Origin of the sequence: Sphingobium xenophagum NBRC 107872 (assembly GCF_000367345.1) — a bacterium.
GTDB lineage: Bacteria > Pseudomonadota > Alphaproteobacteria > Sphingomonadales > Sphingomonadaceae > Sphingobium > Sphingobium xenophagum.
The window spans coordinates 1-26589 of record NZ_BARE01000051.1 but is presented as its reverse complement, the minus strand read 5'-3'; the positions used below and the strand labels follow the sequence as shown (position 1 = coordinate 26589).

The window sequence follows — 26589 nt, the reverse complement described above, 5'->3', positions numbered from 1 at the left end:
AGAATCAATAGCTTAGGCGGATTTCGGGCCATCCTGCCATGATGATTGATCGCGCGGCAAGCGCCGTTCGTCATCAATCACCGCGAGCCGATGCGGCGCTTCGCGGCTCCACGACCAAAGGACGAGGTTGCGGTCATCGGATGTCGCGCGCGAGGCAAAGCTCGGGACGATGATGCCAGAGCAACCACCGCCGATCAGCCGGTCGGCAAGCTCCCAGGTCGGAACGGCCTTGCGGTCGCCGGCAAGGCGCTCCCACGCGCAGCCCAGCTCAGGCAGGCTAACCCCGGCGCGCTCGCACACCGCGGGATCGGTCAGGTCGAGGATATCGGCAAGCTCGGCGCGGTAGGTACAGATGGTCAGCGGCTGGGCCTTGAAGGCGAAGCCCTGCTGGGCTTCCAACCAGGCGGTCTCGAGGCTCAGCGCTGCGTAGAAACAGGCCGTGCCGATCCGGTTGAAACGCCCACCGTGGAGCTTCGCGCCTTCGCCGGATTCAGGATCATAAGCCCAGGCCGGATGATGCGCGCGGTAGACGAGCCCGTCGAACCGGCTGAAGGTCAGCGTCATGCCCAGTCTGCCTGAAGATCAGGCAAATCCGCCGGCAGCAATCCGGCCGAGATAGGCGCGGACCTTTTCGCCCAGGCCCTGGCGCACGAGCTCTTCGGCCGTCGCGTCGCCAAATGATGGCAGCGGCTGCGAGCGGTACCAGGCATAAGCGGCCAATTCGCTGCCCGCCCAGGGAATGACCCGGTTGATGATTTCACTCACCTCGCGCAGCCGCGCCTGGGTGACCACGCTGCCCGTACGGGCCGCCTTGGAGACCGCATCGCGCGACAGTCCGGCCGCTAGTGCCAGTTCGGACTTGGTGATGTGCAAGGCCGCTGACAGCCGATCAGGCGAAACGCCCTTCTCCCCGGTGACTTCGTTCAGGAATGCCGCGCTTGCCATGTGCCTCACCATTTGCCGAATACCGAGGCAATATATGCGGCATTGGGCATGAAATGTCAAGGTCGGCCCAAAGGCCGCGCCTTGGGCTCAACCAAAGGCGACGCCCAGCTTTTTACGTTTCGCCGGGGTAGGATCGGCCTTGGGCACAGCCGTAGCTTCGGCTTTCGGGCTCTGGCCGGGCTTGCGGCCAAGGCCGATCCTGATCGCAAGCGCCTTGCGCTTGGCGGCATAGTCGGGTGCCACCATCGGGTAGTCGCCGGGCAGGCTCCAGCGCGTCCGGTACTCGGCGGGCGTCAGGCCGTGCTCGGTGCCGAGATGGCGCTTGAGCATCTTCATCTTCTCGCCGCACTCGAGGCAGGCGACAGCGTCGGGCTTGACCGACGAACGCACCGAGACGGCCGGCTTCAGCTCTGCCACGACCGGTTCCGACGCCTGTCCAAGCGCGGTAAGCGAAGCGTAGACCGCCTGGATCAGGCCCGGTAGGTCTGCGACTGCGACCGCATTGTTGCTGACGTGAGCAGAGACAATGTCGGCGACATGATCCAGCATTGCTTCGTTTTCCATGCGGGCGAGACTCTTTCCAATCCACGATCCGAGGATTCCTAGGCGATCGGTCGTCACCACGCCAGAGGAGCGTCGCCGCAGCGCGCGCAAAGCGTCGCTTGCAGTTCGACGAACGGCCTAGGCTGCGAAGAGTTCGCCCTGGGGATTGGCAGCAAGCGAGCCCGGTCGCCGCTGCGCCGCGGGTTTGCGCAGCAGCGCAAGCACGCCCGGCTTGACCACATAGACCGCATGGCGTCCGCCGCCGCGGTTCTTGTGGTTGGTGGCGTAGCCCGCATAGTGCCGGGTCATCAGCCCGGCGCGGACCAGATCGGAAATCGCGCGGCTGACATTGGCGCGGCCGACCGCCTGGACCTGCTCCTCGACCGCCGCGTCGATGCGCTTCGTATCGCGTATCGCGTCACCAGTGAGTTCTTCCTTCAGCGCTGCGGCCACGCGCGCGCGCAGCGCGGCGCGACGTGCGGGCTGTTCGCTGATAGGCAAGAGCTGGGAGCAGAGCCATTCGCGCAGGAGGACGGGCACACCCCCTTGCGCGATAAAGGGACCGGCCTGCCCTCGCCCGTCGGCCGCTTCGGCGACCAGCTGGAGGACGAGGAAGGCGTAGCGCGGCCGGTTCGAGACTTCGACCAGGACCGCATAGATCCCGCCGATACCGGTGATGTCGTGGGCTCGTTCCATCGAGTAGTATTGAGCACAAAAGGTGAATCCTGTGAATCCCCTTTGTTCTCCGCCATGTCGTTTGTCGCCCGTGACACTTCGCCCGGAGCCCACACGTGATTTGCGCGACCAAGTGTACTGCGCCTCCCCCGCGACCGCTTTAGCCATCGTGATGACATAAGGGATGACCCGCCCTCCGGACATGTCACGCGCGCGGTGCAACATGACACTCCGCCCGAGGGCAAAGTGTCACAGATGCCATGCCCGAGTGAGCGCCAAGCCTGTACCCGATTGGCAAAAAAAATAGGGCCAGCGTGAGCCGGCCCCTTGGAAAGTTTTGGGAGAGGATGCCTGAAAGGCACTGCTCATATGGGTCCAGAACCCTCATGCTGCAAGTGCGAAAGAGACGCGACGCGTTGCGTTTTTGGCAACCGGTGTTCCGCTCGCTGCACCGACTACATGAGCAATTGAGAGATCGGCCATGGCCCAGTTGGGAGGCGGCGCTGCCGCCTCCCGGCCTCGGATCAGAGGAAGAGGACTTCCTCGGAGACGATCTCGACCGCGTAGCGCTCGACGCCTTCCCGGTCGGTCCACTTCGAATAGTGGAGGCGGCCCTGGACCTCGACCAGCTCGCCCTTCTTCTTGTGCTTGGCGACCGACGTGCCAAGGCCGTTGAAGGCGGTGATGCGGTGGAACTCGGGGATTGTCTCGGTGTAGCCCGCCTCGTTCTTGACCGTCTTGCCGTCGACCAGCTTGGGGCGGTCGGTGACGAGGGTGAAAGAGGTGATTGCGGTCTCGCCAGCGTGGCGGGTTTCGGGGGCGGACGCGATGCGGCCGATCAGGATGACGAGGTTCTTCATGGGTGTTCTCCGGTCTTGAATTCGGCGGAACCGCCCGCCGATGAACACCACAGGCAGGGCCAAAGGCCCGGGCCCGCACCGAGTGCATATGAGGGAAACCCAAAAGCGAGGAGTGGTGCGGCAAGCCCGCAGGGCTTCACGGTCCGCTGCTTTTGGGTTGCGGCCAGGGACTGGCGCTGCAGGGTTCATCGGCTAACGAAGGGCGGTTTCGTCAATTCATGCCGGAATTGAGCAAGACCCAGGACCCGTCAGCCTTGGTCGCTTGTCAGCCCCGCCCCGGATCTGCTTCGCAGCGCATGCGCGCGCCCCGCCCTCAACGGCACCGCCCGCCCCGCCCGGCGGGAACGTCAGAATGCGGTGCGCCGACCCTGGCCCCATCCACCAATGCCGCCGCAGGCCTTGGCACCGGACCTGCGAAAGTCAGTGCGCCCGAGGTCCGTGCAGCGTCCACCGCAGTGGACTCTCAGCGCCAGGGTTTGGCGAGACCCTGCGAGATGAGGTAGTCACCGGCATCAACGCCGCCCACCGAGACGGTGGCCAGCGTCCGCCCATAGGGGTCGGTGCCGAGTCGCTCGATCATCACGCGGCCCCGCGACAGCAGCCGAACCAGCGCCGCCCGCGAGGCCTCGCCCGCACGGTAATCGCACCATGCGTAGGACGCACGGCGGTCATGGCACTTGGGGCTGTCGGGCAATTCGGGGGCATCGATGTTGGCGATGCGCACCTTTTCGCGGCCGCAGCGGATGGTGTCGCCGTCGTGGACGGTTGGAGAAAGACACAGGACGGCGGCGGCAAGCAAGACGGGCATGCCCGCAATCTTATCGCCCCTTATCCTTCGCGCCAATGGCCCCGATCGTCACCCGAAGGGCCGGCATCCATGCCGGCGAGCTTGGGTGGGCGGCGGTGCGACAGCGCCGACGCGCGCCCTAGCGAGTAGAGCGGGTTGCCCCCAGCCCGCGCGGGGCGCGGGCGCAGGGGTGCCACCCTACTCATGCTTGCGAGATCACCGCCTTATCAACCCTTGCCCAAACCGTTACAGTTCCAGTCACTTGCCCATGCCCTGCCCCGCTGCCGCAGGCAGAACCAACCAGGGGTCGCTGCGCATGCAAATCTGCTGACGGGAACGCCCGTGCTCTGGAACAAGGAGAAGACGCGATGACAGAACGACCAGACATGCCGAGCGCATTGCAGGTTGCACGGGCGTTGTCCCAGGTGCTGCGCGCCAAGCTCGCCGATCAGCAAGCAGAGACAATCGTGCTCAGCCGCGAGGAAGCGGCGCTTTGCCTGGGACTTGCCGATGGGGTGGCGGAAGACCTCGGGCTTCGCCACAAGGACTAGAGGATAAATCCGCCGCGAAGGCCCGCAAAATGGAACGATATGAACTCACATGAAGAAGCTGGACACCAACACATTACTTAAACCGATGAGTTTCATTGGCGGAGCCATTTCCGAATGGCGGCTACTCCAGCAACTGGAAGGTCATATCACGCCCCCGATGGTCCCCATGGACACGCGGGTCGGGTTCCTGAAGAGCATCGAGTTCCTGAAAGACGCAGCGACCAACCTGTCAATGCATACGTCGATCGGCGTAATCGGGATGGGCTGGGAAGATGCTTTCGAGCAGTTGGCGGTGAACCGGCCATTGTCGGCGCATGAACTGCAGCGTCTGGTCTCGTACGGTGAGCAGGTGACAACCACCTTCATCGCGGAATCGGGCTCGATTGCGTTGATCGCGTTGAACGCGGGACATTCTGCCTGTTTCGACCCCCTCACGCCGCTGTTCGGCGAAGAGGTCGACGATGCCTTCCCATCGGCTGCTGTGGAAATCAGCGATGCAGGCAAATGCCGGGCAGCCGGGCTTTGGACAGCATGTGTCATGCATCTGATGCGCGCGCTCGAGCCGGCGTTGGCAGCGTTGGCGGGCTCCTTGGAGGTTGTGCCGGATCAGAACTGGAACAGCGCACTCAACCAGATCGAGGGAAAGCTGCGGGAAGTCCGCAAGTCGAATGGGGGTGCCGAGGGGGAACAGTGGGCCTCGGAGGCAGTCTTGCAGCTGCGCGCTGTCAAGAATGCGTGGCGCAATCACGCCATGCATGGGCGGGTGCGATACAATGAAGAGGAAGCGATCCGGATCTTCGATTCCGTGAAGTACCTGATGCAGGTGTTGGCCGCTCGGCTTTTCGAGTGAAGAATGCGGTTGCCGGCCTGCGATCCATCGATACTTGCTAGGCCGTTTTGCGGCGCATAGACTAACCCCAGCGAGCCCATGCGGGGCCCGCAAAACCTGAAGGAGATGCGCGAGAGGTCGAACGGGCAGCGTCGATCGCGAGAAATTGGAGATACCCAATGATCCAGCGATACCGTGTGCTCGGCCGCAGCGTGGCCGAAGGCGATGAACTTCAGCAGCTGCTTGCCAAAGCCTATGCGCAAAAGGCCCAGGTCCTGTGCGAATGCCGCAAGGGGACCGACTTGCCGCTCTACATTTCGCACCGCAATGACCGCTATGTGCTGGCGCGCTGGCCGGGCTCCGGCGCGCGCCATGCGACCGCCTGCGATCACTACGAGGCGCCTGACTACCTGACCGGCATGGGCCAGGTGCGCGGCAGCGCGATCCTCGACGATGAGACGAGCGGTGAAACCGCGCTCAAGCTCGGCTTCCCGCTCTCGCGTGGGTCAGCCCGGCTCGCGCCGGCAGCGCTGACCAACGACAAGCCGACGGTGAAGTCGTCGGGGCAGAAGCTGTCGATGCGCGGGCTGCTCCACGTGCTGTGGGACCGGGCCGAACTCACGCACTGGCATCCCAAGATGGCAGGCAAGCGCAGCTGGTTCGTGGTGCGCCGCGCGCTGCTCGAGGCGGCGGCCTCGTGCAGGGCCAAGCAGGAAGCCCTGCCCCACGTGTTGTTCGTGCCCGAGAGCTTCAAGCTGGAGGAAAAGGAGGATATCCGCGCCCGCCGCCGCGCCGCGCTCGAGCGGGTCTATCGCTCGCGCGACGAGATGATGGTGGTGGTCGGCGAGATCAAGGAGATCGTGGCCGCCCACGGCGCGGAGCGGATCGTCCTGCGCCATGTCGGCGACATGCCCTTTGTGATGGATCCGGACATGGCCCGCCGGTTCCATAAGCGCTTCGCGGGCGAACTCGCGCTGTGGCAGGCGCAGCACGGCGGCAAGGGCGAGCAGGATCACCTCGTGATCGCGGGCTCGTTCGCGCGGCGGCGCGAAGGCACCTTCGATCTGATCGAGGTCGCATTGATGCCGGTCACCGCCGAATGGCTGCCCTACGAGACCAGCGACGAGCGCTACCTCATTGCCAAGGCGGTCGCCGAGAAACGCCGGTTCGTGAAGGGCCTGCGCGTCAATCTCGACGCCGACACCCCAATCGCGAGCCTGGTGCTGAAAGACACCGGCGAGGATGCCTGCGCGGTCCATATCCACGACCGCGACAATGAGGTGGCCGAACCGCTTGAAGCGCTGCTTGCTGGCCAAGGCGTCGCGCACCAGTTCTGGAAGGAAGGCGAGCCGCTGCCGGCCCGCGTCACGCGGCCACAACGCTGGGAAGCGCAGGCCGCCGCCTGAAACCGGCTCAGTCTTCCGGGCCGGGCAGCGGCCGGGTGGGCAGGAGATCGAGCCGGCGCGGCGTGGGCAGTGCCGCGCGCAACGCTTCGAGGCGCGCAGGCACCTGGTCGGGATTCTGGGTAATCTCGATCCGCTGGAGCGAAACGATGGTCCAGACCGCGAGATCAGGCCGCTCGGTCACGTGGACCGCGTAGGCGATCGGCAGCTTTTCGGGGTAAAGCCAAAGCAGCATCACCGGGAGCGCCGCGAGATTGGGGCGGCCGTCTACGCCCAGAAGCGTGAGCACGCCCAGGTCGCGATCATAGCGGCAGGTGATCCCGAGCGGCTCGGGATGGCCAACGAGGCCGAGGATGGTCGGCTTCGCGTTGGCGCCGAACACCGCATCGAGTTCGCCAGGCGGGAGCGCATCAGGGTCCGCCGCAAGGTCGGCGAGGAAAAGTTCGACGGCGGCGAAGCGTGCAGCCTCGTCCGGGGTACAGGCAATTTCGAGGGAGAGCGTACGAGATGACATGGTCGAGGCTTTCGCTTGGCATCGCGCAGCGCCGCTGCCCCCATGCGTCACGACGCCGGGCCACAAGTAAGAACGACGCAAATGCGCAGGTTTGAAGGATCAGAGGACGAGGTGGCGCTCGACGTGGGCGCGCGCGCGGCTCCGCTGGAGATTGAAGACGGGGACGCCATATGTCGCAGCGATGCGCAGCGCCTGGCCGGTGCCGCCCGAGGCTTCGCCGTCGGCGGTCCAGCACAACACGAATTCCGAAGGGCTATCGAGCGACGGCCCGAGCACCTGGAAGACGTTGCGCGTGTGAAGCGCCTGGACGAAGGCCGAGAGCCCGCCGAAGGAGGGATGATGTGCAGCAGCAATATCGCGCGCCCTGCCCCAGAGATCAGCGCCGAGCGCCTCGGGATGAAGAGAGCTTACCGATCCGCGCCAGCCCGCCGCAGGCAGGAAGATTTGCGCATCGCGGCCAGCCCCGCGTTCGAACGCACTGTCGGCACCGATCGCGTGGCCCGAGCGCAGGACATAGCCGCGCTTGGTGAGCGCAAAGGCGGCGCGGGTCATCAGGATGAGCACTTCGGGCGGCGTGGCGCGCGCGCCGATCCCGGAATAGTAGCGAAGCATGGCTGGTCTCCCCAGTGGAACACCGGCTCCAAGCCCCCTCCCCTCAATGGCCGTCGGCGTCGTCCGGATACCAGTCCAGCACCCGCGGGTCGGAATGCACGGCCTCGAACGAGAGAATCGCCGCGTGGGTGATCCAGGTCGCGGGATCGCGCAGTGCCACATAGGCCCCGTAGAAACGGCCGCCGCGCTCGACGAATTGGGCATGGACATCCTCGGTCACGGCTTCGCTGACCAGAAACCCGGGCATGCCCTGGATATGGACTGGCGGCAGGACACCAAGCATGTCGTCGTGGAAGGTTTCGCTCACCCGCGATAGCGGGAAGCGGGCGAGCAGTGCGGCGCGCGGATCGTCGCCTGTCGCGTCACGGCTGTGGGTCATGGCTGGGTTCCTCACAGCAGGACGAACGGCGGGATGGTCAGTTCGGCGCGGGCCAGCTCGCGCTTCAGATCGCGCAGGCGAGTGAAGCCCTTGATCCACGATGGCGGGAACAGGAGATATTCGTCCTCGCTGGCCGTGTAGTCGCGCATGGCCCCGCTGCCTTCGAACAGAACGATCTCGGGCAGGAATGCGCCGAGGCAGCCGCCAGACCAGCGGCGGAACGGCAGGCCGTGCTCGCAGCAGAAGGCATCGATCTCGGGGATCTGGCCGCCATTGAGCTCGGTGCCGTAGAGTTCGAGTGGCTCGCCTACGACGAGCGCGGCGGTATCGAACGGCTCGCTATCCCAGTCGGTGCGAAGATCATAGTCGGCCACGTGCGCGGCGAAAGTGGCAAGGTGTTCGCGCGGCAAGGTGCCGCCGATGGTAATGTGAACGGAAGCGCGGTCGCCCATGGGCCAGGTCCTTTCGCAGGTGTCGTTGATCCGACCCCCGCTCAAGTCCCCCTCCCCTCGATGTCAGTTGCGGCGGGCGGCCCAGCGCTCGGAGGTGCGGTCGACCTCAAGTTCACTTGAGCATGTCCGGCACAGCGCGAAGGCATCAGCAGGCGTACCCGACATCCATTGGTCCCAGTTCTCACGGGCAAGCACGACGGGCATGCGGTCGTGTACGTCGGCCATCTGCGGGCAGCCATCGACCATCACCATCGAATAGGCCTGGCCCCATTCCTCGGTCGGACGCCAGACCCCGGCGACAGCGAACAGCTCTTCGCCCGCCAATGAATACCAGGTGCGGGTCATCGCACCTTTGGCGCCTTCGGCCTCGGCCCAGGCGGTGACCGGGATCAGGCAGCGGCGGCGCTCGAAGCTTGCCCGCCAGAAGGCGGTGCCGAGCTTGTCCTCGCGCGCGTTGTTGACCGGCTTGGGCTTCAGTGGCTGACCGCTCTTGCCCTTGAGTACAAGCGGGAAGCCCTTGGGGCTACCCGCACTTCGTTCTCGGCGACGACCAGCCCCGGATAGCCGGGATAGACTTCGGCAGCGAAGTTCGCGCCCTCCCCTGCCCGCGCGCCGAACAGTCGGGCGATTTCAGCAGGTCCCTTGGTCATGCGGTACAAGTTGCACATGACCCGATGCTCGGTTGGACGAGTGCCCGTGTCAATCTGGCAGGCGCACCCTTGCAAATATGTTCTCTCTATGTTCCATAGTCGTCATGGAACGAATCGATACGTCTGCGGTCGCGCACGCGATCCTCGACGCCCCGGGCTGGGCGCGGGTTGGCATCACTGCCCCAAGCTCTTGTCTGCGCGAGGATGCCGCGCTCGAACTGGCGCGCGTGATCGCCGATGCGGTGGACGCACCGGCACCCGTCCCCTCGCCCGAGCAATCCTCGCTGCCGCTCTGACCGCGCGCAAGCTCAGGCGGCCGGCTGAGGCAACAGCGCTTCGATCTGGGGATCGAGCGGAAACCCGAAACGTCTGGCGACCTCGGCGGCGTGTTCGAAGTCGTCCGGACTGACGTGCAATGAGCGGGCGAGATCCGCCAGCGTCTCGGCGCCGCGCGGTGCGGACAGCGCATGAAGGTTGCCATGCGCCTGCGTCACGGCAAACGGCGTCATAGGCATTGCCGGTGCTCGCAAAGGCGTGATGACGCCGGGTTTCGAAGGCGAAGCGTTCGCTCATCGTCAGCATGTCTGGTCTCCGGATTTCCCCATGCAAATAAGGAGGCGGAACGCCGGGCGGGGGGCAGTGCCGGCGTTCCGCCTCAGGCCGCGCGGGGGGCTCATCCGCGGCCTTTGCGTGGGCGACGGGGACCCGCTTGGGGTCCCCGCCGGTTGGAGTTGGGATTGCCGATCAGGCGTCGACGAGCGGCGGCAGCGCGCCATCGTGTTCGGCGCCGTCCTTGGCGTTGGCGCGGCCACGCTTGGCAGGCGGGGTCGCGGTGCTGTCACCCAGACCATCACCAGCCTCTTCGGCGCTGCGGTCGCCGCCGGCGTCGTCGGCCGGGAACATGTCGCTCTCGCCGTATTCGGCCGAACCGAGCTGGGTGCTCCGGCGGCGCGGTCGCTGCCATGCGATCGCCATGGTGCCATCCTCGCGCGGGAAAGCGGCGATGTAGAGCGGCTGCGCCATCGACGGATCGTCGATCTTGCCCTGGTAGAAGCTTTCGCCGGTCGAGTTCGAGGAGAGCTCGAAGAGGGCGCCGACGATCACCCAGCGGCGCTGGTCGTTGAGCGCGACGATCTCGTACTTGGGTGCGCGCGGGTTGCTGGAGGTCACCGGCCGCAGGCCGATGGTGCGCGTGATGGTGAGCGTTTCGACAGAGCCGATCAGCTGGCCGTTGGCGTTCTTGCGGATTTCACCGATGTTCATGGACGTTCTCCTAGGTGGATCGATTGCGACCGAACCCCTTGTTCGATCACTCTCTTCCCACCCCCCTTCCCTCCCGGCCGTCAGGCCGATGCTGCGGGCTTTGCCCGCAGGGGGAGACTTGTCCCATGCTGCGCAGTGTTTGCGGAATGCGAAGCGGAACTTGGATGCCAATGCATGCGGTCTATCCCGCCACTCTGCCTATTTGGGATGGCTATGCGCAAACCGGACTTCTTTCAGCCCAGCCAGCGCAATTGCTTTGGTAGTTCAAGTCCAACTATAGGCATGATGAGGTTGACGACAGCAACGGGGCTTCGCAGGATTGGGCGGTCGCAGAGTAACCAAACACGCGGATTGGAAATGAATATGGCAGTAAACGAAGCTGCGAATCTGGGATCTGCGATCAAAGATGCGGCATCAAACTCGAAATCCGTTCTCGTCGAGGCGACAGTTCAGACACGCGACGACGGATCCACACCAGTTGTAATTTTGAGTTCCGATGACGCGGTCAGAGTGATCAGTGCCCATGCGCCGCGGATAATCTATCTTGTTGAGCAGGCTTTCGACCTAGCCGGTGAGATCGAAGCTGCACGGGATGAGATGGACGACATGGGCGTCGAACGTTCGCCTGACCTTTTGAAGGCAACCCAGCGCAGGTTTGCTCCCCATGACGGGAAAATTGGTGCGACAATCGCGAGTTTCATGATTGATGGCGTGCTTCATACAGCGGTCTCTACCGCGACTTGGCACGACGAATTCGGTGACGCCGTCGAGGCTATTCTTGAAGAGTCCCGAGAAGGCGTCAGTGCTGGGCAGGTCGCGAAACATTCCGAAAAAGCGAAGGCGATCGAAAGCAAGGCGTTGGTTCTGGTGAAGCACCCATCCTTCAACCATGGACGCGTCTCGTTCGACAAGCGCATGGCGCTGGCCGAAACACTCTTTCAGGATTGCGACCCCCACACGCTTTCAGAAATTACGCGGCGGGCGGAGAACCTGTTCTGGCTGGAGCAATCTGGCGTCCAGCTTGATGGGGTCTGATCAGGGCTGACCGATGAGCGTGGCCTTGCCCAAATGCGTGACTAAGCTGCGGCTCGATCGCCATCTTGATCGCGATTGTCATTGGCCGACTTTCTCGACGCTCCTTGCGACAAGAACGCAAGCAGCCGCTCTTCATCCTCAGCCATCTTGTATTTGGCATCGCTAAGGAAGTTGGACCGTTCTTCCCGGACCTTTGCTGCCCAACGACCGGTCCGATCTTCACGATCAAGGATGCTTTTGGTTCCATAGGCGCGCAGCATGAAACCGTAAGCCAGCAGCAGGTCCGAATGCTGATGGAACAGGTGATGTCCGATTTCGACGAGATTCTTATATTTGAATCCGACCGGCTTTCCCGACTTTGCACTTGCGACCAGATGGACGAGGCGAGTGGCCTTCATAAGGTCGGGATATTTGCCCTCCAGGCCGCAGCCATGGGTCAGAAGACGGTCATTTATGGCGAGCCATCGCTTATGGCGGCCCAAGTATTCGTCATCGTCTTCGTCATTGAGTACGAAAGCGAACACTAGCTCACGGAGCTCATTTTCCAGCGCGATCTTCGCTCGTTCAGCGGCTTCTTTCTGAGCGGCAACTCTGGCGAGCTTGGCAGATTTGATCTGCTCAAGGAGCTTGGCAGCCTCGGACGAATAGTCGAACGCTTGGACAGTTTGCAAATCTACATCGACCTCGACCTCGTCCCAGCAAACAAGACGTTCAACCCATTCGTCGACAATCTGATCGCCATCAATGACCGGTTTGCGATGCCAACATTTGATCATGAATGCGCCTGCCGCCTCGGACGCTGCCGCTGTGCTCTCATCGACCACAAAAATGTTGGAATTGTTGCCGAACAGAATGTCGTCATCGGTCATGCGGCGATAATTGGGGTGAAAGTTCGGCAATACCCAGACCAACGCTGCGCGTTCCGAGCGATAGAACTCCCTTCGGCTGAGCACCACATCCAGGAAGGTGGTGCTCAATTGAACTTCGAAGGCCAAGCGCAGATTTTCGAGGCGGGCAGAGACGTCTGGGCGCCTCAAACCGGGCAAGCCTTCGCTCGATCGCCAAGTCTTCTCGGAAAGCAATTCCGTGAACCTTGGATCGGCGGAAAGGCTTCTCAAGACAAGCTCTTTGATCCGTTTGTGCGCTTCGCTCTCCTGAGTGCCACGATATTTCATAGCTCTGATATCGGCCTCGGTAATACCGGTGCGCGTGACCGCAGGGCAGGAGCCATCTTCGTGCCGATGCCGAAAGAAGAAGCGCTTGCTGGTACTGCAGGCCAGATAAACAGGGACGCCACAAGTCGCGCAGACCAGTCGTGCGTCGCCCGTTTTTACGAGCGATTTGAGTTTCTGGCGCAGCAGGATTGCCCGCTCGTACCGGAATGCCCGGATCAGGCGACGAACATCAAGCCCGAAACCGGATTTGAGGCTGAGCACCTCGTCAATTTCGGGTTTTGAGACCGCTTCGGCCCATGCCCGCGGATCGATGGTTGTGTTTCCTACCATGTTCACCTCCAAAAATCTGGCTGATGGCTGTCACACCAGCCAAAGCACTAACACCGTTCCAATCTCGCCCCTGGTCGATTGAGCCCCCAACGCCGTTCGACGTAAAACTCGAGGGATCGACGAATCTGAAAGCTCAGAACGTCTTCAGTGAAGCCATACTCAAGGCGAACTGCGGCCTTTTGCTCGTCCGTCAGGTCGACCCTTGGTCTGAGACGGATATAAACCAGCTCTTCCCAGTCCGCGTCTCGCGGAAGCTCCTGGTCGACCTGTGCTACTGAAAAGCTGCTGTCGGGAGACACCCGGACGGGAAGATAGTCGCGCCACTCCTGGTGGTGGAAACTCCATGCCCGGACGTGCAGCCGCTCCCCATCCGACGCGAAGTGCGCAGGTGCGATCCATTGGTTCTGACGAAGCCCACTCGACATCGAGACATAGTCGATCTCGATCTTTAGCCGCTGCTCGATCGCCTGATAGAGATGGCGCATCACAAATGGCGGGCACTGCCGCACGGGCGATGGCAGCAAAGAGAATTCGTCAGATGCAGAGCTTCTAACGAGCTCATTGGGTGAGTCGGCTTCATGCGTGAACGGCAACCCACGGTGCTTGTTGTCAGCAAGGTAGCATTTGCGAACCGTGTCATACTTGGGTTTCGGTTCGGCTACGCGTTCTAGATATTCCCTGAAGTCGATCGCCGCCTGCGGCGAGGATATCCCAAATCGGTCGATCAGGTCTTTGCGGTTCACCTGCCCGCGCCATGTTAGGCATTGGTCGAGATAGACCAGACGGGCGAACATCGCAGGCTTGAGGGTGGGATCGATCATTGGGGCAAACGCTACTTGACTCGATCTCGGCTGTCTATATAAATTTTATACGTATTGAGATTCGAGGTTCTGCGAATGCGCATTTTGCACACAAGTGACTGGCATCTGGGTCGCCAATTCCACGGGGCGGCGCTGGAGGACGACCATGATCACGCACTCGTCCAGATCCTGTCGATAATCGACGATCATCAGCCAGACGTTCTTATTGTCGCAGGCGACATCTTCGATAGGGCCAACCCGCCTCAGAGCGCGCTGACGAGGCTCTCGGAATTTCTGAGAACGGTAAGGGCAACATCATCCACCGCCATCGTGTTGATTGCGGGCAACCACGACTCAGCGGCGCAGATCGGTGCACTGGGTGTGCTTGCGACTGACGGCGAAGCAATCGTGCGGGGGCCATTAGACGAGGATGAAAGGCCGTTGGTCCTATCCGACGCTCATGGTCCGGTGGCGATTTCCGCTCTACCTTTCGCCTACGAATATGCGGCGCGGCTGTGTTTCGAAGACGAGGAAATTGCTTGTCCGGCCGATGTCATTCGCGCCCAGCTCGCCAGCGCGCGCAAACACGTTGCTGACGGAATGCGCTGGGTGGTCGTTGCCCATGCATTTGTTGATGGTGCCGCTACGAGCGAAAGCGAGCGCCCGCTCATGCGGATGGTTGGCGGGATTGAAACTGTATCGGCGGGCGCATTCGACGGGGCACATTATGTTGCACTGGGGCATCTGCACCGCCCGCAATCGGTCGGACTTGATCATGTTCGCTATTCCGGTGCGCCGCTGGCCTTCGGCTTCGATGAAGAAGGCCAGCAGAAGTCCGTCAGCCTGATCGACCTTGCACATGATGGTACCGTCGAGGTGACTGAATTCCCCATCAAGCCGCTGCGACATGTGCGAACCATCCGTGGCAGGCTTCTGGAACTACTGGCCGCTACCGAGGTGTCCAACGACCTCGTCCGTGTGGTTCTGACGGATGAAACCCCTCAAATTGACCCGATGAAACGGATCCGGGCGCTCTACCCTAATGCGGTCCAGCTCGCTTACGAGAGGAATGAGCGACCCGTTGCGCAGCGCCTGGAGGAGCAACGAGCGGCGATAGACGATCCGCACGCACTCGCTTCGACATTCCTGGATATTGTGCGGGGCGACCCGCTGTCGCAAGCAGAGGCGGGCATCGTCGCCTCCGCGCTCAGTGCGTTCGCGACGACGGAGGTAGGTCAATGAGGCCGATCAAGCTCACCTTGAGTGCCTTTGGACCTTACGGCGCTGTCGAGAGCATCGATTTCCGGGAGGCTACTGACGCGGGGCTGTTCGGGATTTATGGGCCAACCGGATCAGGCAAGTCGTCGATCTTCAGCGCGATCGCCTTTGCCCTGTTCGGAGAAGGTGCGAAAGAAGAGCAGGGCATCGGCACAATGCGGTCGGATTTTGCCGACGAGGCGCTGTTGACCGAAGTAAGCCTGCAATTCGAGCTCGGACCCAAGCGCTATTACGTCCGGCGGATCCCTGACCAGCCCCGCCCGAAGGCGAGGGGAGAGGGGCATACCATGCAGCCGCATGCAGCCTGGCTCTTCGACGTGTCATCGGTCGCGATCGATGATGTCGGCCCCGACTGCAGCGGCGTCCCGCTCGCCGAGCGCAAGGTCGGCGATGTCGGGCGGCTCGTTGAGGAGCTGCTTGGGTACGGCGCTCAGCAGTTTCGTCAGATCGTGCTGCTGCCGCAAGGCCGCTTCGAAAGGTTCCTCGTTTCCAACAGTAAGGATCGGCTCGAGATCCTGCGCGAACTATTCGACGTATCGCTTTACCGGAAGCTCACCGAAAAACTCAAAGCGGACGCTGCCGATGTCCGGCGCGAGATCGAAGACGGCTATCGCTTGAACGGGCAGCGTCTCGCGGCAGAAGGCTTTGCCAGCTCGGATGAACTTAGCGCCGGTATTACGTCCGCGCTCGAGCGTTATGAATTTAGCCGGTTGGCCGTCGCCGAAACATCGGCAGTGCTCACTTCGGCGAATAATGCCTTTGCGGCGGCGGTTTCCCAGGAAAAACTGTTTGTTGAAGTGGAAGCCGCTGACGCTGCGCTGGAACTGCTGGAAGGCAAGCTTCCTGAATTCGATGCCGTCCGCGCGCGTAAGTCCCGTGCGGAGCTGGCACGGCGCATGGCAGATCTCGACAGTAGTCTCACGGATGCTTTTAGGCGCCATGAATTGGCCGTAACGGCCCAGGTCAGCGCCAGCGATGCAGAAGTTCGCGCCCGCGACGCCGCGTCAGCTGCGAGTGCTTTGCTGACCGACCTGCGGGCCCATGAAGATGAAATCGAGACCTTGGGGCGAAAGGTCGACGAACTGGGCCGCCACAAACAAGTGCTGGTCGATTCAGCCGAGCGCCTTGCAGAACATGAAAAGGCCCTGGGCGCTTTGGGCAGTGCTAAGCAGGAGCATAACCGGGCCGCTTCGGACCAACAACAGGCCGAGCAGGCCTTCGAGAAAAAGTCCGCCGCCTTAGCTGCTGCGCAACGCGATGCTCTTGAGCGGCAGGGTTTGATCGGGCGGCGCGAAAAGCTGAAGAGTGAACTTGATGGCGCGCATGCTCATCTTAGTGCCACCCAGGCACTGGAGGAAGCGCAGGCTGAATACGACACTGCAGCAGCTGCGGCATTGGACGCGCAAACCCGCCATCATGACGCCGGTGAAGAGGAAGCCGCACGCGAAAGCGACTACATTTCCGCCCAGGCGAGCGTTCTCGCTGAGCGGCTTGAAGACGGTGTGCCTTGCCCGGTCTGCGGCGGCTGCGATCATCCTCTACCTGCGCACGGGACAGGTGATGCGGGCCTTCTGGAGAAAGCATGGCGAGGAGCACAGTCCGCTTCTATCGCTGCTGCGAAAATTGATCGCGAGGCTCAAGCGCTGACCAGCTCGGCAAAGGCGACGCTGGATGCGCACCAAGCGACGTTATCTGGTCTTGAAGTGCCGCAGCGCGCCATAAGGGATATCGACACCGAGTATCAGCATGCCATCGACGCAATCGATAAGCTCGGTGGCATCGTCGATTTGATCCTCCTTGCAAAGGAGGTCGATGAATTGCGTGACCGCAAACTGACGACTGCAGCCAAGCTTCAGCAAGCCAATTCCACCTTGGGCGATGCAACCACTGCCGAAGCCTTGACCAAGCAAGGGTATACTGATCGCATCGCTTCCGTTCCGGACGCGCTGCGCGACACTACTGTGCTGCAGGCCCAAATTGACGCCGCAAAAGCCGATCTCGAGCGGCGCAAAAAAGCGATCTCTGACGCCTTGGAGCACGAGCAGAGTTCCCAAGCCACTCTGATCAAGGCCGAGGCCGCCCACCAGAACGCTTCGACTTTGCTCAACAAATGTGCGGGTGAAGTTGAAAGCAAACGGGCTACATTTGACGCGCGACTGATCGAGTTCGAACTTTCCGAAGCAGCCTATCGGTCAGCCATTCCCGACATCGAGCTAATCGGGGAGCTGGAAGGGTCGATTGCTGAATTCGACAGAGAATTGGCCGCAGCGCGTGGGCGGCAAATAGCTGCTAGGAATAATGTCGGCAGTGCTCAGCGTCCCATCATGGAACCGTTCCGGCTCAGCTGCAATCAGGCCCAGGCTGCGGCTGACGAGGCCTCAAGGCATAGCGCCGAAGCGCAGCAGAAGCATCGCTCGCTTTTGGATCTGCAGACAAGTTTGGCCGACGAATTGGAAAATCTGCAGAGCCTCGAGCAAGCGTCCGGTTCATTGCGCGGTCTGGCTGAAGCCTTCGATGGACAAAATGAGTTGCGGACCACCCTTGAGACGTTTGCCATCGGCGCCATGTTCGACCAAGTCCTGGAAGCTGCAAATCTGAGACTCGATCCGATGACCGGTGGTCGATATCGGTTCGAGCGGGACACTGTGAGTGTCGGCGGGCGATCGAAGCGCGGCCTCGATGTGCGCGTTCATGATATCCAGACGGGCCGGGCACGTGAGATCATAACACTGTCGGGGGGCGAAACGTTCATCGCAGCACTCTCTCTGGCGCTTGGCCTTTCTGATGTTGTTGAAATGACTCACGGAGCCATAAGGCTCGACACAATCTTCATCGATGAAGGCTTCGGCAGTTTGGATACCGAGAACGACGCTGGCACGCTGGATCAGGTTCTGCAGGTCCTGCAAGACATCGTTGGCGAACGCCGATCCGTCGGATTGATTTCACATGTGCCGCTGGTTCAGCAGGCTGTTCCCAATGGCTTCAGTGTTCGAAAAGGCGTGAATGGAAGTGTCATTGAGCCAAGAATGCAGTGATGTTTGACATTGCCGCAGCATAGGTGAATTTCAGCTGCATGCACAACGCGTTAACACCTTTTCGAAAGTACTCGGACTTTTCCGGTCGTGCGAGCGCGCGCGAGTTTTGGTGGTTCTTTGCACTTTCAGTTGCTGTATTTGTCGCCACGGTCCTGCTTACCGGTATCAGCGCGCAATCAGCCGCCAAAGCCACTCCGACTTGGGCGCTGGTATACGTTTTCTGGTGGGCAGTTACGGCAGTGCCATGGTTCGCACTGCAGGTGCGCCGCCTTCATGACCAAGGTCGAAGTGGTTGGCTCGTTTCGATCAACATCGCTGGTTATGCAGCGCTTTTCATCGAACCGCTGGCAGGCATGGCCTTACTGGCCATTTCTCTTGGAATCATGGCGCTGCGGGGTGAGCAAGGGAGGAACCGATATGGCGACGCTCCAGAGGTGGCACATGCGGAATTCGGTCCGGTCGATCTATCCTCCGAAGATGACCTTCAAACTTCCTACGGACAGCCGATCCGCGATAAGCAGGGTGTCTTGCGCTTGGAGGATGGGAGCTTCGAGTGCGCCGGACTGGCCTTCGCCAGTTACAGGGAAGCCTACCAATACAGCCTCAGCGAGAATCGACGTTCAATTCAAAAAGTCGACAAAGAGCAAGGTAGCGCGGATAGCGAAGGTCCGTTGGAGCAAGCCACCGCGCAGCGAACCTCAGAAGTGAGACTCCCATCGATGAGTCCTGGAACCGACAAATACGAGGTCACTCCGACCTCGGATGGTCGCTTCATGTCCGGTGGCTATACGTTCACCACAAGGGCACAGGCTGAGAATTATGCTCAACGGCGCCGAGGAACGGCCGCACCTGCACCGGTCATTGGCTCAAACGAGGCAACCGACGGCTTTTCCGACAGTCCTCCCCAGCCCGTAGCCTACAGCGGGCCCAAAGAGAGCTGGGCAGAAATCGAACCTGGCATCAAGCTCGGTAGGGATGGTCAGTTTTATGTTCGTGGTTATGCCCATGCCAAGCTAGACGAGGCGCGACGGGCGGCCGCTGGTTACGGCCATCGGCCAGTCTCGACGGCAAAACCCCAGTCATTTCCAGCCCCGAGAAGGGAAACTTCTCAAAGCTTCATCGCGAAGCTCGCCAAGCCATTCGCTGCTGCACCAGCTGCGCATTGGATCTCCGAGCCAACCACGGTGGAGGTGGCCGGGATCGAATTTCAAGCTGAGTTCCTTTACTACGGGAAAGCCGATCGACGGTTGATCCATCGAGCACTTGTGGACCCGACGCTGGCGGTCGCGTCCGATGCAGACTCGCTGGGGACCACTCTGGGTTACTGGCCGAACTATAGCGAATTAACGCCCTCAGCACGTCGAGCATATCTAGAATGGCTGGCTTCCGGGCGGTGCGCGCCAAACGCACCCATCGGGTACGTCTTCGTCTATTTCTATGGGCTCGAGCGGCGCTTGATAGCGGAGAAGAGCGAGAAGGATGCACGCGCGATCCTTGCGGAAGCGCGACGACTGCTTGATCTCTATGGCGACAACCACTCATTCCGCAATTATTGCGGCGCGCTGATTGAGGCTGGCGAACTGGTCTTCGACATTGCACCCACGGACAATGCAATCTCGCTCGACATGCGGCGAGGTTGGGAAATCCCCATTGGCATCCGGGTGCGGCTTGGGCGCAAAGTCCGTGACGGGGTAGCAATAGACTCGGATGACGCCTTGTGCTGGGCTTTAACGCATCCGCAGCTATATCCGCGAACCGCCGTTAGTCGCTGCTTTGATCAGTTCTGCGCGTTGTGGCGCTATCGCTTCACCGAACGCTTCCCCGACGGCATCAAGGTCCGCGGGGGTAAAACGCGTCTGCAATTCAATTATCGAGCAGCAAGCAGCGAGTTCAACGCTCAAGCCGATGTAGAGGACTTGCCTGATATTGGAGCTATCGCAGGGCCTGTGACCAAGCTGGAAGCATTGTTGACGGAATGTACTGAGGCACTCGACCCGCTCAGCCGGTTCCTGGGCCGAAATCCTGAAGAGCGCACGACCTTGCTCGCTGCTGCACTTTGTCCAGCTGAGGCGCTGGATGATAGCGCCGAGACAATCCTCAAGGCGGCGCGAACCCGCCTATTTGACGGAACGAGCAAAGACGGTCTGGCGCAGAAGCCTCTTGGTGAAGTATTGGAAGTGCTGGCAGGGAAACCAGGGCCGCTGGCCGCAGATCGAAGGGCGTTCTTGTCCAAACGCCTGCCAGAAATCCTCGATGCAATGCATATCGGCTTCGAACCAGACAAGCGATTTGGCCCAGCCCCCACTCTAAGCGACGACACAATGTTGTGCGTGTTCGAAATGGCTAAGCCGATGAAGGCGCATCAAGACCGTGATGAGTACCGTTCGGCCCGCACGATGGTCGAAATTGCGGTCCTGGCTGCCAAGGCAGACGATCAGGTCGTCGACGCGGAAATGAGCGTGATCCTCGAAGACGTCGCACAAATTGCAGGGCTGGATTCGAGCGACCATTATAGATTGCGCGCTCACGCACAGGCGTTGGCATCGAATCCTTCAAAAATGCGCGCTGCGACCACTCGGCTGCTTGCGCTGCCTGAGGCTGAGAAAGACCGGGTGCTGACCACTGCCGTTCGCGCAATCCTTGCTGATCAACGCGTGTTGCCTTCCGAAGTCCGCTTTCTGGAAGGGCTCTACAAGTCGCTTGGGAAGTCACAGGACGAGGTTTATGCGAGGCTGCACGCGGGAGTAGACAGCCCTCGATCGCAACGCGCAGGCACCAACAAACCCACACACGCTGTTGATGGCGAGAGATTGGAACGGCTTCGGCAGGAGACAACCGCTGTTGCGAGCATGCTGTCGAACATTTTCCGTGAAGAGGAAGTGGCCTCGACACAACCTGCGACCCAAACGCAGCCAGATGAACGGAGCCTGCCTGGCCTTGATGCCGCACATTCGCACGTGCTTCTGCAGCTCGCGGAACAGCCGGTTGAAGCCGAAACTTTTGAAACCCTTTGTCGTACACAACGGCTGCTTCCCGACGGAGCCATTGAAACCATAAACGATTGGGCTTTTGATGCCCTCGACGACATCGCGATCGAATGCGAAGATATCGTTTCGATTCAACCCCACCTTATCGAGAAAATCAGGAGCATGGCTGCCGCATGACCGAGCGAACACCAATTCGGCCTCGCGACCGCGACACAATAGTCCAAGCACTCGCTGCTGGCGTTGTCCCGCGAGTGGGCTTGCAGCACATTCAGGTCGGGCGGATGCTTGAGGTCGGAGCTCTGATCAAGGACATAGTGTAGATTTCCGCTGAGAATTGACCCGGTAGGGGCATAAATTTCCATTGAGAATTGACCCATGTTTGAACCCGCCCCTGGCTGACCAGTCTGGGGTATCGGGAGTGATCGACATGGATTTACTGAGTGTAATTCGCCGGTGGCGCCTTCGTGATAAGATCCCGCTTCGTGAGATTGAGCGGCGCACCGGTTTGTCGCGCAACACGATCCGCAAGTATCTGCGCGCAGATACTGTGGTGCCGCAGTTCAAGGTACCTGACCGGTCGAGCAAGCTAGACCCGTTTGCTGAGAAGCTGACGGGTTGGTTGCAAATCGAGGCTGGCAAATCGCGCAAGCAGAAGCGCACGGCGAAGCAGATGCACGCCGATTTAGTCGCATTGGGCTATGAGGGATCCTACAATCGGGTCGCTGCCTATGTGCGTGATTGGAAGGCTGGCCGTCTCTTGGCACAGCAGGCCAGCGGGCGCGGAACATACGTGCCTTTGGTTTTTCAGCCCGGTGAAGCGTTCCAATTCGACTGGAGCGAAGATTGGGCCATTCTTGGCGGTGAGCGCGTCAAGCTACAGGCTGCCCACACCAAGCTATCGCATAGCAAGGCGTTCATCGTGCGGGCCTATCCGCTTCAGACGCATGAGATGCTGTTTGATGCGCTGACGCAGGCATTCCGCGTGCTGGGCGGTGTGCCGCAGCGCGGGATCTTCGATAACATGCGGACTGCGGTCGACAAGATCGGCCCAAGACACTCTGGGGGCAAGGCCCGACAGGTCAACGCGCGCTTTACGGCTATGGCTAGCCACTATTTGTTCGAGCCTGCGTTCTGCAATCCGGCCTCGGGGTGGGAGAAAGGGCAGGTCGAGAAAAATGTCCAGGATGCACGGCGGCGGCTGTGGCAGCAGTTGCCCGCCTTCCCGGATATCCATGCGCTCAATGCCTGGCTCGAAGAGCAATGCATCGCACAATGGGGCGAGATCCAGCACGGTAACTTGCCCGGCACCGTAGCCGATGTACATGCCGCTGAGGTTGGCGCTCTGATGCCACTGGGGCGGACCTTCGACGGCTTTGTCGAACACACCAAGCGGGTGTCACCGATCTGCCTGATCAGCTTTGAACGCAATCGGTATAGCGTCCCAGCATCCTTTGCCAACCGCCCGGTTAGCGTCAGGATCTATCCCGAGCGGATCGTGGTGGCGGCCGAAGGTCAGATCCTGTGCGAACATGCTCGGATTATCGACCGATCTCACCACACCAGAGGGCGGACAATCTATGACTGGCGGCACTATCTGGCAGTAGTCCAGCGCAAGCCGGGGGCACTGCGTAATGGCGCGCCTTTCTTGCAGCTCCCAGAGGCCTTCAAGCAGCTGCAAAGCCAGCTCCTGCGCCGTCCTGGTGGAGACAAGGAGATGGCGGAGATATTGGCATTGGTGCTGCAGCATGACGAGCAGGCAGTGCTTTGCGCTGTCGAACTGGCTCTGGAAGCAGGCGTCGCCACCAAGACCCACGTCCTCAACATCCTGCATCGCCTGATCGACGGTAAGGCTCCACCGGCAGCGCCGATTGACGCACCACAGGCGTTGCGCCTTGCGCAAGAGCCGTTGGCCAATGTCGGACGTTATGATGCCCTGCGTGAGGGAGGGCTGCGTCATGCGTCATGACCCCGCCAGTGCCGCCGTTGTTGTCATGCTCAAGGCGCTGAAGTTGTATGGCATGGCACAAGCAGTGGGGGACCTTATCGAGCAAGGCGCTCCAGCCTTCGGCGCTGCAGTGCCGATGCTCTCGCAGTTGCTCAAAGCAGAGATGGCTGAACGCGAGGTTCGCTCGATCGCCTATCAGATCAAGGCCGCCCGGTTCCCTGCTTACAAGGACCTGGCCGGGTTCGACTTCGCATCCAGCGAGGCCAACGAAGCTCTGGTTCGGCAACTGCATGGCGGCGAGTTTATCGACGGCGCTGACAACGTCGTCCTGATTGGCGGGCCCGGCACCGGCAAGTCGCACATCGCCACTGCTCTGGGGGTTCAAGCCGTCGAGCATCACCGCAAAAAGGTCCGCTTCTTCGCCACGGTCGATCTGGTCAACGCGCTCGAACAGGAAAAAGCGGCCAACAAGGCGGGGCAGATTGCCGAACGTCTGCTCAAGCTCGATCTCATCATTCTCGATGAATTGGGCTATCTGCCGTTCAGCCCATCAGGCGGCGCGTTGCTGTTCCATCTGCTCAGCAAATTGTACGAACGCACCAGCGTCGTGATCACCACCAACCTCAGCTTCAGCGAATGGGCCGAGGTATTCGGCGATGCCAAAATGACCACCGCCCTGCTGGACCGGCTAACCCATCATTGCCACATAATCGAAACTGGCAATGACAGCTTCCGCTTCAGGGCCAGCTCTGCCTCACCAAAACCACGAAAGGAAAAATCACCAGCTTGACCCAAAACCCGCTCTGCGGGACATACCTTCACCCGGGTCAATTCTCGATGGAAATACCGGGTCAATTCTCAGCGGAAATCTACAGACCTGCGCCTCAACGAACTCGCGCCAGGCCTCGATGCTGACGAAATCGCGGCTGCCCCGCCGGCGTAAGGCCTGATCGAGCCGTCGCTTGAGATGGGCATGGGGACCTTCGATCGATCCGTTCTCGTGCGCCTCGCCGCGGTTGTTGCGGGTAGCAAGCATGCCGTAATGACGACACAGCTCGTCATAGCTTCGGGTGAAATCCCGCTGCGCATCGGCGTCGAGGTTTTTGTAGGCGGCTGACAGGGAATCGCTGCGGTGTTCGGCCGGCGCACCGCCCAGCTTCCACAACGCATCCTGCAGGTGCTCCGAAAGGGCGGCAAAGCTCTCCCCGCCCAGCACGACAGCCGCATGCTCCCAGCCACTCGCCGCCAAGCGGAAGTGGTAGAGGCGATAGGCCAGGGTCTCGCCGGCAACAGTGACCTTGAGACTGTCGCATACCGTGAAATCCGACAGGCCCTGCCGACCGGGCTCATGATGCTGCGGGAAGAAGATATCCTTCTCGCCGCCGTGCAGTGCCCGCCAGCGGGCGATCCGGCGTTCCAGTGTTCGTCGTATCGCATCGGGAACAGCATCCTCGCCGAACTCGTCCTGGAGCGTCTCGAAGACCGTGACGGCAATGATACCGTCGATCTGGAGCAACTCCTCTATACGTGGCCAGAATGGCTCGAGCGGATCGGCGCGGGTGCGCCAGTGGCGCTCCTTCTTCTTCTGGGACGGAAGCTGCGGATCGTTCTCGATCCGGCGTGCGCTGCGTTCGCTGATACCGGCCTTGGCAGCCGCGACGGCCTGGGTGTGTTGGCGACGATGGGTCATGAAGAGAAATACCTGCTGATCGGAAATGTGGTGGCCCGGCATCGCAAACCCATCGCTCGTTGTTCGATGAGTGTTCCGATACCACCGCCCGCCACAGCCCCGATCTGCCCCCCGAAAGAAGGGGAAAAAGATCGCCACCGGTTGTCTGGTCCGCTCTCCGGTCGGGGCTGCGCCCCTCCCTACGATCAGACCAGACAACCGATCCTACCGGCCATCATAGTCGCCGCTCAACCGGCCATCGTAGTTGTCGCCGCGCAAGCTCACCAATCGCTTGCCAGCATGATCGTGACAACGCGGAAACTCCGCTGCGGGTCCCACGGGGTTTCCGACCCCCAGGAGAACGTCCCGTCATTGGCGTAGACGTCGACCTTCCAAAAGATCTTGTGCCCCTGGAACTCGACCGCACCGAAGTCACGCTCGCCGTGAGGGTCGTTGCCCGGATCGATAGGGGTTTCATTGATCAGCCTGCGCAGCGCGGCCTGGCCGAGCATCAGACTGACTTGCCGAGTGCCTGCGTCCTCGGCGTCGCCAGCAAGGATGTCGGCCAGCGCCCGCGTGAACACAGTGCGCGAAGAAGGCAGCGAACCTGCGCGGGCCGCGTCGTTGAGCCGGGCGATCTCGGCAGTGTGGTCAGCAGCAACCGGGGCGGATTGGGCAAGTTGGGTCATGGGTTATTCCTTTCAAGATTGATCCCCGGCCGATTGCCCCCTCCCCTCCGCTGTCCGGTTGACGGGGCCTGAACGTTCACGCTACGTTCTTTTGGAAAGGATCAAGCCATGCCCGCTCCCAGCCACCTCGACCATTTCGATCTCGACATTGGCCTGCGCGATGCGTCGTGCGACGAGAACCTGCCGCCGGTGCGCCGGGCGATCGCGGCGCTGTGCATCGGGGTTGGCGTAGACGACGCCTATCTGTCGGTCCGGGAACTGCGTGAGGCAGTGTCGCTGGTGCATGAAAACGCCCCCGGCGGACGGGCGAAGCTCGCCGGGATCCTCAGCACGCAGTGCGATGATTTCCAGCGGGCGATCTATTATTGCCTCGCCGGGCGCGGGGTGGTCGAGATGGCCGAAGCGATGGATTGGCTGCTGACAATCCTCAAGGCTCGCGGTCGCACGGCCGCCTGGCTCAGCCGGGTGCGAGTTCGCCGCAAGGACCTCGTTTCGCCCTACGTGGCTGAAGCACCTGACGGACCGCTCGTATCGGCCAACCCGGATTTCGAGCTCGGGCAATCGTGGTTCGTCGAGCGCGGTCCAGAGCCCTACTGATCATCCGGGTCGTCATCGTTGCAGGTGACGACCCTCGAGACGGTGTGCCCCGGCGCCGCCTTGCTCGCCAAGACCACGCGAAAAGGCTGCAGCGGGTTGCCGGTCTTGACCACGGCGGTGTCGCCCTGGACATGCTCGGCAACCCTGGTGGCAATCCGGTTGGCGTTCTCGATACTGCAGAGGCGCGCCCGTTTTGACGAGCGCGGAGGTGGGGCGGGTTCGGTCATGGCGCTGCTCGCTCGATGCGGGGTCACGAGGCTGACGGGGCTGCGGGCGGCGGCACGATCGTCCACGCCCGGCTCATCAGCTTGCTGATCTTCACACCAACCCCGTCGCTAACCCTGCGCAGGATGGTCTTGCGGCCTGCCTGGACGACGCGAAAGCTGCGCTCGCTCTGCCCGTCGGTGAAGGTCAGCGGCTCGGCCAGCACCAGCATGTCGCCCGGCGCCGGCTTGCGGCGCGTAGTCAGCGCCAAGCGCTGTCGGCACTGCTCGCGCCAATGGGCGGCGTAGTCATTGCCGGGCGGTCCCAGCAGATCGAGGATCGAGGCCGGACAGTCGTAGCTATAGGGACCCATCGTCTCGCA

The 26589-nt window shown here is 61.5% G+C and carries 29 protein-coding genes and 2 pseudogenes; 12 read left to right on the top strand and 19 right to left on the bottom strand.

The features are described from left to right. Nucleotides 1-12 precede the first annotated feature (12 nt). The 6 genes from SX1_RS18505 to SX1_RS18480 form a co-directional block, all read right to left on the bottom strand. Nucleotides 13-564, bottom strand: a complete 552-nt coding sequence (locus SX1_RS18505; RefSeq protein ID WP_019054230.1) for an RES family NAD+ phosphorylase — start codon at nt 562-564, stop codon at nt 13-15. 18 nt (nt 565-582) lie between these two features. Then, nucleotides 583-945 (bottom strand): antitoxin Xre/MbcA/ParS toxin-binding domain-containing protein, encoded by a 363-nt coding sequence (locus SX1_RS18500; protein ID WP_019054229.1) that lies wholly within the window; start codon nt 943-945, stop codon nt 583-585. Nucleotides 946-1032: 87 nt separating this feature from the next. Next, nucleotides 1033-1509 (bottom strand): Ros/MucR family transcriptional regulator, encoded by a 477-nt coding sequence (locus SX1_RS18495; protein ID WP_019054228.1) that lies wholly within the window; start codon nt 1507-1509, stop codon nt 1033-1035. 117 nt (nt 1510-1626) lie between these two features. Further along, nucleotides 1627-2388 carry a hypothetical protein gene (locus SX1_RS18490; protein ID WP_255209798.1) on the bottom strand — a complete coding sequence of 254 codons (762 nt, stop codon included), beginning with the start codon at nt 2386-2388 and terminating at the stop codon, nt 1627-1629. 299 nt (nt 2389-2687) lie between these two features. Next, the gene (locus SX1_RS18485; protein ID WP_019054226.1) at nt 2688-3023 is read right to left on the bottom strand and encodes a single-stranded DNA-binding protein; all 336 of its coding nucleotides are present in this window, start codon (nt 3021-3023) and stop codon (nt 2688-2690) included. Nucleotides 3024-3486: 463 nt separating this feature from the next. Then, entirely contained in the window at nt 3487-3831 is a 345-nt protein-coding gene (locus tag SX1_RS18480) for a thermonuclease family protein (protein ID WP_019054225.1), read from the bottom strand. 347 nt (nt 3832-4178) lie between these two features. On the opposite strand from SX1_RS18480, the gene SX1_RS24305 reads away from it, so the two are divergent. From SX1_RS24305 to SX1_RS18465, 3 genes are all read left to right on the top strand, one after another. Continuing rightward, complete coding sequence (locus tag SX1_RS24305) at nt 4179-4361, top strand: hypothetical protein (protein ID WP_157410282.1); 183 nt, start codon at nt 4179-4181, stop codon at nt 4359-4361. 49 nt (nt 4362-4410) lie between these two features. Next, entirely contained in the window at nt 4411-5211 is an 801-nt protein-coding gene (locus SX1_RS18470; protein ID WP_043146025.1) for a hypothetical protein, read from the top strand. Nucleotides 5212-5369: 158 nt separating this feature from the next. After that, on the top strand, nt 5370-6596 hold the full coding sequence (locus SX1_RS18465; protein WP_019054222.1) for a DUF1173 domain-containing protein: 1227 nt from the start codon (nt 5370-5372) through the stop codon (nt 6594-6596). Between the two features lie 7 nt (nt 6597-6603). Here the strand turns inward: SX1_RS18465 and SX1_RS18460 are convergent, their stop codons facing one another. From SX1_RS18460 to SX1_RS22970, 5 genes and pseudogenes are all read right to left on the bottom strand, one after another. Further along, nucleotides 6604-7107, bottom strand: a complete 504-nt coding sequence (locus SX1_RS18460) for a hypothetical protein (protein ID WP_026149920.1) — start codon at nt 7105-7107, stop codon at nt 6604-6606. Between the two features lie 99 nt (nt 7108-7206). Continuing rightward, nucleotides 7207-7719, bottom strand: coding sequence for a hypothetical protein (locus tag SX1_RS18455; RefSeq protein ID WP_019054220.1), 513 nt, complete (start codon nt 7717-7719; stop codon nt 7207-7209). Nucleotides 7720-7762: 43 nt separating this feature from the next. Then, complete coding sequence (locus SX1_RS18450) at nt 7763-8098, bottom strand: hypothetical protein (protein WP_019054219.1); 336 nt, start codon at nt 8096-8098, stop codon at nt 7763-7765. A gap of 11 nt (nt 8099-8109) precedes the next feature. Further along, nucleotides 8110-8550, bottom strand: coding sequence for a hypothetical protein (locus SX1_RS18445; protein ID WP_026149919.1), 441 nt, complete (start codon nt 8548-8550; stop codon nt 8110-8112). 63 nt (nt 8551-8613) lie between these two features. Further along, nucleotides 8614-9218, bottom strand: a pseudogene (locus SX1_RS22970) (SOS response-associated peptidase). A gap of 59 nt (nt 9219-9277) precedes the next feature. On the opposite strand from SX1_RS22970, the gene SX1_RS18435 reads away from it, so the two are divergent. Continuing rightward, the gene (locus tag SX1_RS18435; protein ID WP_255209797.1) at nt 9278-9496 is read left to right on the top strand and encodes a DUF6771 family protein; all 219 of its coding nucleotides are present in this window, start codon (nt 9278-9280) and stop codon (nt 9494-9496) included. A gap of 12 nt (nt 9497-9508) precedes the next feature. On the opposite strand, the gene SX1_RS22965 is transcribed toward SX1_RS18435, so the two are convergent. Both SX1_RS22965 and SX1_RS18425 read right to left on the bottom strand, forming a co-directional pair. Beyond that, nucleotides 9509-9709: a hypothetical protein gene (locus SX1_RS22965; protein ID WP_019054216.1), complete on the bottom strand. Its 201-nt coding sequence runs from the start codon at nt 9707-9709 to the stop codon at nt 9509-9511. Between the two features lie 235 nt (nt 9710-9944). Beyond that, a complete protein-coding gene (locus SX1_RS18425) occupies nt 9945-10463 on the bottom strand; it encodes a DUF736 domain-containing protein (RefSeq protein WP_019054215.1) in 519 nt (172 codons plus the stop codon). A gap of 363 nt (nt 10464-10826) precedes the next feature. On the opposite strand from SX1_RS18425, the gene SX1_RS18420 reads away from it, so the two are divergent. Next, a complete protein-coding gene (locus SX1_RS18420) occupies nt 10827-11498 on the top strand; it encodes a hypothetical protein (protein WP_026149918.1) in 672 nt (223 codons plus the stop codon). 41 nt (nt 11499-11539) lie between these two features. Here SX1_RS18420 and SX1_RS24300 read toward each other — a convergent pair whose 3' ends face one another. After that, nucleotides 11540-13003: a DUF6035 family protein gene (locus SX1_RS24300; protein ID WP_157410277.1), complete on the bottom strand. Its 1464-nt coding sequence runs from the start codon at nt 13001-13003 to the stop codon at nt 11540-11542. Between the two features lie 47 nt (nt 13004-13050). Then, nucleotides 13051-13824 (bottom strand): BrxR family transcriptional regulator, encoded by a 774-nt coding sequence (locus SX1_RS22960; protein WP_019054211.1) that lies wholly within the window; start codon nt 13822-13824, stop codon nt 13051-13053. 75 nt (nt 13825-13899) lie between these two features. Here SX1_RS22960 and SX1_RS22955 point away from each other — a divergent pair, with 75 nt between their 5' ends. The 6 genes from SX1_RS22955 to istB all read left to right on the top strand — a co-directional run bounded on the left by SX1_RS22955 (nt 13900) and on the right by istB (nt 23838). Next, a complete protein-coding gene (locus SX1_RS22955; RefSeq protein WP_043146021.1) occupies nt 13900-15045 on the top strand; it encodes an exonuclease SbcCD subunit D in 1146 nt (381 codons plus the stop codon). Next, a complete protein-coding gene (locus tag SX1_RS18385) occupies nt 15042-18116 on the top strand; it encodes an AAA family ATPase (protein ID WP_019054207.1) in 3075 nt (1024 codons plus the stop codon). Before SX1_RS22955 ends, SX1_RS18385 begins: the two co-directional genes overlap by 4 nt. Nucleotides 18117-18154: 38 nt before the next feature. Then, nucleotides 18155-21280: a TerB N-terminal domain-containing protein gene (locus SX1_RS18380; protein WP_019054206.1), complete on the top strand. Its 3126-nt coding sequence runs from the start codon at nt 18155-18157 to the stop codon at nt 21278-21280. Continuing rightward, complete coding sequence (locus tag SX1_RS23900; RefSeq protein ID WP_306302709.1) at nt 21214-21423, top strand: BREX system ATP-binding domain-containing protein; 210 nt, start codon at nt 21214-21216, stop codon at nt 21421-21423. The genes SX1_RS18380 and SX1_RS23900 overlap by 67 nt, the downstream gene beginning before the upstream one ends. A 107-nt stretch (nt 21424-21530) precedes the next feature. Beyond that, the gene (gene istA, locus SX1_RS18370; protein WP_026149917.1) at nt 21531-23069 is read left to right on the top strand and encodes an IS21 family transposase; all 1539 of its coding nucleotides are present in this window, start codon (nt 21531-21533) and stop codon (nt 23067-23069) included. Continuing rightward, the gene (gene istB, locus SX1_RS18365; protein WP_019054204.1) at nt 23059-23838 is read left to right on the top strand and encodes an IS21-like element helper ATPase IstB; all 780 of its coding nucleotides are present in this window, start codon (nt 23059-23061) and stop codon (nt 23836-23838) included. The genes istA (SX1_RS18370) and istB overlap by 11 nt, the downstream gene beginning before the upstream one ends. A 66-nt stretch (nt 23839-23904) precedes the next feature. Here istB and istA (SX1_RS22950) read toward each other — a convergent pair. Further along, nucleotides 23905-24780: pseudogene (gene istA, locus SX1_RS22950) on the bottom strand (IS21 family transposase); the annotation flags it as partial. A 218-nt stretch (nt 24781-24998) separates the two neighbouring features. Next, nucleotides 24999-25406 carry a DUF3768 domain-containing protein gene (locus tag SX1_RS18355; RefSeq protein WP_019054202.1) on the bottom strand — a complete coding sequence of 136 codons (408 nt, stop codon included), beginning with the start codon at nt 25404-25406 and terminating at the stop codon, nt 24999-25001. A 108-nt stretch (nt 25407-25514) separates the two neighbouring features. Between SX1_RS18355 and SX1_RS18350 the strand changes: the two genes are divergently transcribed. Continuing rightward, nucleotides 25515-26003, top strand: coding sequence for a hypothetical protein (locus SX1_RS18350; RefSeq protein WP_019054201.1), 489 nt, complete (start codon nt 25515-25517; stop codon nt 26001-26003). Here the strand turns inward: SX1_RS18350 and SX1_RS18345 are convergent. Beyond that, entirely contained in the window at nt 25997-26230 is a 234-nt protein-coding gene (locus SX1_RS18345; RefSeq protein WP_019054200.1) for a hypothetical protein, read from the bottom strand. The genes SX1_RS18350 and SX1_RS18345 overlap by 7 nt on opposite strands. Before the next feature lie 23 nt (nt 26231-26253). Continuing rightward, nucleotides 26254-26589 (bottom strand): DUF6927 domain-containing protein (locus SX1_RS18340; RefSeq protein WP_019054199.1); only part of this gene is annotated, 336 nt, incomplete at its 5' end.

Excerpts from the sequence above, each read along its gene's own strand:
- SX1_RS18345 (WP_019054200.1), bottom strand. The coding sequence starts at position 26,230 with ATGACCGAACCCGCCCCACCTCCGCGCTCGTCAAAACGGGCGCGCCTC.
- SX1_RS22965 (WP_019054216.1), bottom strand. The coding sequence starts at position 9,709 with ATGACGCCGTTTGCCGTGACGCAGGCGCATGGCAACCTTCATGCGCTG.
- SX1_RS18350 (WP_019054201.1), top strand. The coding sequence starts at position 25,515 with ATGCCCGCTCCCAGCCACCTCGACCATTTCGATCTCGACATTGGCCTG.
- SX1_RS18380 (WP_019054206.1), top strand. The coding sequence starts at position 18,155 with ATGCACAACGCGTTAACACCTTTTCGAAAGTACTCGGACTTTTCCGGT.
- SX1_RS18470 (WP_043146025.1), top strand. The coding sequence starts at position 4,411 with ATGAAGAAGCTGGACACCAACACATTACTTAAACCGATGAGTTTCATT.
- SX1_RS18460 (WP_026149920.1), bottom strand. The coding sequence starts at position 7,107 with ATGTCATCTCGTACGCTCTCCCTCGAAATTGCCTGTACCCCGGACGAG.
- istB (WP_019054204.1), top strand. The coding sequence starts at position 23,059 with ATGCGTCATGACCCCGCCAGTGCCGCCGTTGTTGTCATGCTCAAGGCG.
- SX1_RS18450 (WP_019054219.1), bottom strand. The coding sequence starts at position 8,098 with ATGACCCACAGCCGTGACGCGACAGGCGACGATCCGCGCGCCGCACTG.
- SX1_RS23900 (WP_306302709.1), top strand. The coding sequence starts at position 21,214 with ATGCGAAGATATCGTTTCGATTCAACCCCACCTTATCGAGAAAATCAG.
- SX1_RS18465 (WP_019054222.1), top strand. The coding sequence starts at position 5,370 with ATGATCCAGCGATACCGTGTGCTCGGCCGCAGCGTGGCCGAAGGCGAT.
- SX1_RS24300 (WP_157410277.1), bottom strand. The coding sequence starts at position 13,003 with ATGGTAGGAAACACAACCATCGATCCGCGGGCATGGGCCGAAGCGGTC.
- SX1_RS22955 (WP_043146021.1), top strand. The coding sequence starts at position 13,900 with ATGCGCATTTTGCACACAAGTGACTGGCATCTGGGTCGCCAATTCCAC.
- SX1_RS18495 (WP_019054228.1), bottom strand. The coding sequence starts at position 1,509 with ATGGAAAACGAAGCAATGCTGGATCATGTCGCCGACATTGTCTCTGCT.
- SX1_RS18425 (WP_019054215.1), bottom strand. The coding sequence starts at position 10,463 with ATGAACATCGGTGAAATCCGCAAGAACGCCAACGGCCAGCTGATCGGC.
- SX1_RS18500 (WP_019054229.1), bottom strand. The coding sequence starts at position 945 with ATGGCAAGCGCGGCATTCCTGAACGAAGTCACCGGGGAGAAGGGCGTT.
- istA (WP_026149917.1), top strand. The coding sequence starts at position 21,531 with ATGGATTTACTGAGTGTAATTCGCCGGTGGCGCCTTCGTGATAAGATC.
- SX1_RS18355 (WP_019054202.1), bottom strand. The coding sequence starts at position 25,406 with ATGACCCAACTTGCCCAATCCGCCCCGGTTGCTGCTGACCACACTGCC.
- SX1_RS18505 (WP_019054230.1), bottom strand. The coding sequence starts at position 564 with ATGACGCTGACCTTCAGCCGGTTCGACGGGCTCGTCTACCGCGCGCAT.
- SX1_RS18455 (WP_019054220.1), bottom strand. The coding sequence starts at position 7,719 with ATGCTTCGCTACTATTCCGGGATCGGCGCGCGCGCCACGCCGCCCGAA.
- SX1_RS18435 (WP_255209797.1), top strand. The coding sequence starts at position 9,278 with ATGTTCTCTCTATGTTCCATAGTCGTCATGGAACGAATCGATACGTCT.
- SX1_RS18420 (WP_026149918.1), top strand. The coding sequence starts at position 10,827 with ATGGCAGTAAACGAAGCTGCGAATCTGGGATCTGCGATCAAAGATGCG.
- SX1_RS24305 (WP_157410282.1), top strand. The coding sequence starts at position 4,179 with ATGACAGAACGACCAGACATGCCGAGCGCATTGCAGGTTGCACGGGCG.
- SX1_RS18385 (WP_019054207.1), top strand. The coding sequence starts at position 15,042 with ATGAGGCCGATCAAGCTCACCTTGAGTGCCTTTGGACCTTACGGCGCT.
- SX1_RS18480 (WP_019054225.1), bottom strand. The coding sequence starts at position 3,831 with ATGCCCGTCTTGCTTGCCGCCGCCGTCCTGTGTCTTTCTCCAACCGTC.
- SX1_RS18490 (WP_255209798.1), bottom strand. The coding sequence starts at position 2,388 with ATGTTGCACCGCGCGCGTGACATGTCCGGAGGGCGGGTCATCCCTTAT.
- SX1_RS18445 (WP_026149919.1), bottom strand. The coding sequence starts at position 8,550 with ATGGGCGACCGCGCTTCCGTTCACATTACCATCGGCGGCACCTTGCCG.
- SX1_RS22960 (WP_019054211.1), bottom strand. The coding sequence starts at position 13,824 with ATGATCGATCCCACCCTCAAGCCTGCGATGTTCGCCCGTCTGGTCTAT.
- SX1_RS18485 (WP_019054226.1), bottom strand. The coding sequence starts at position 3,023 with ATGAAGAACCTCGTCATCCTGATCGGCCGCATCGCGTCCGCCCCCGAA.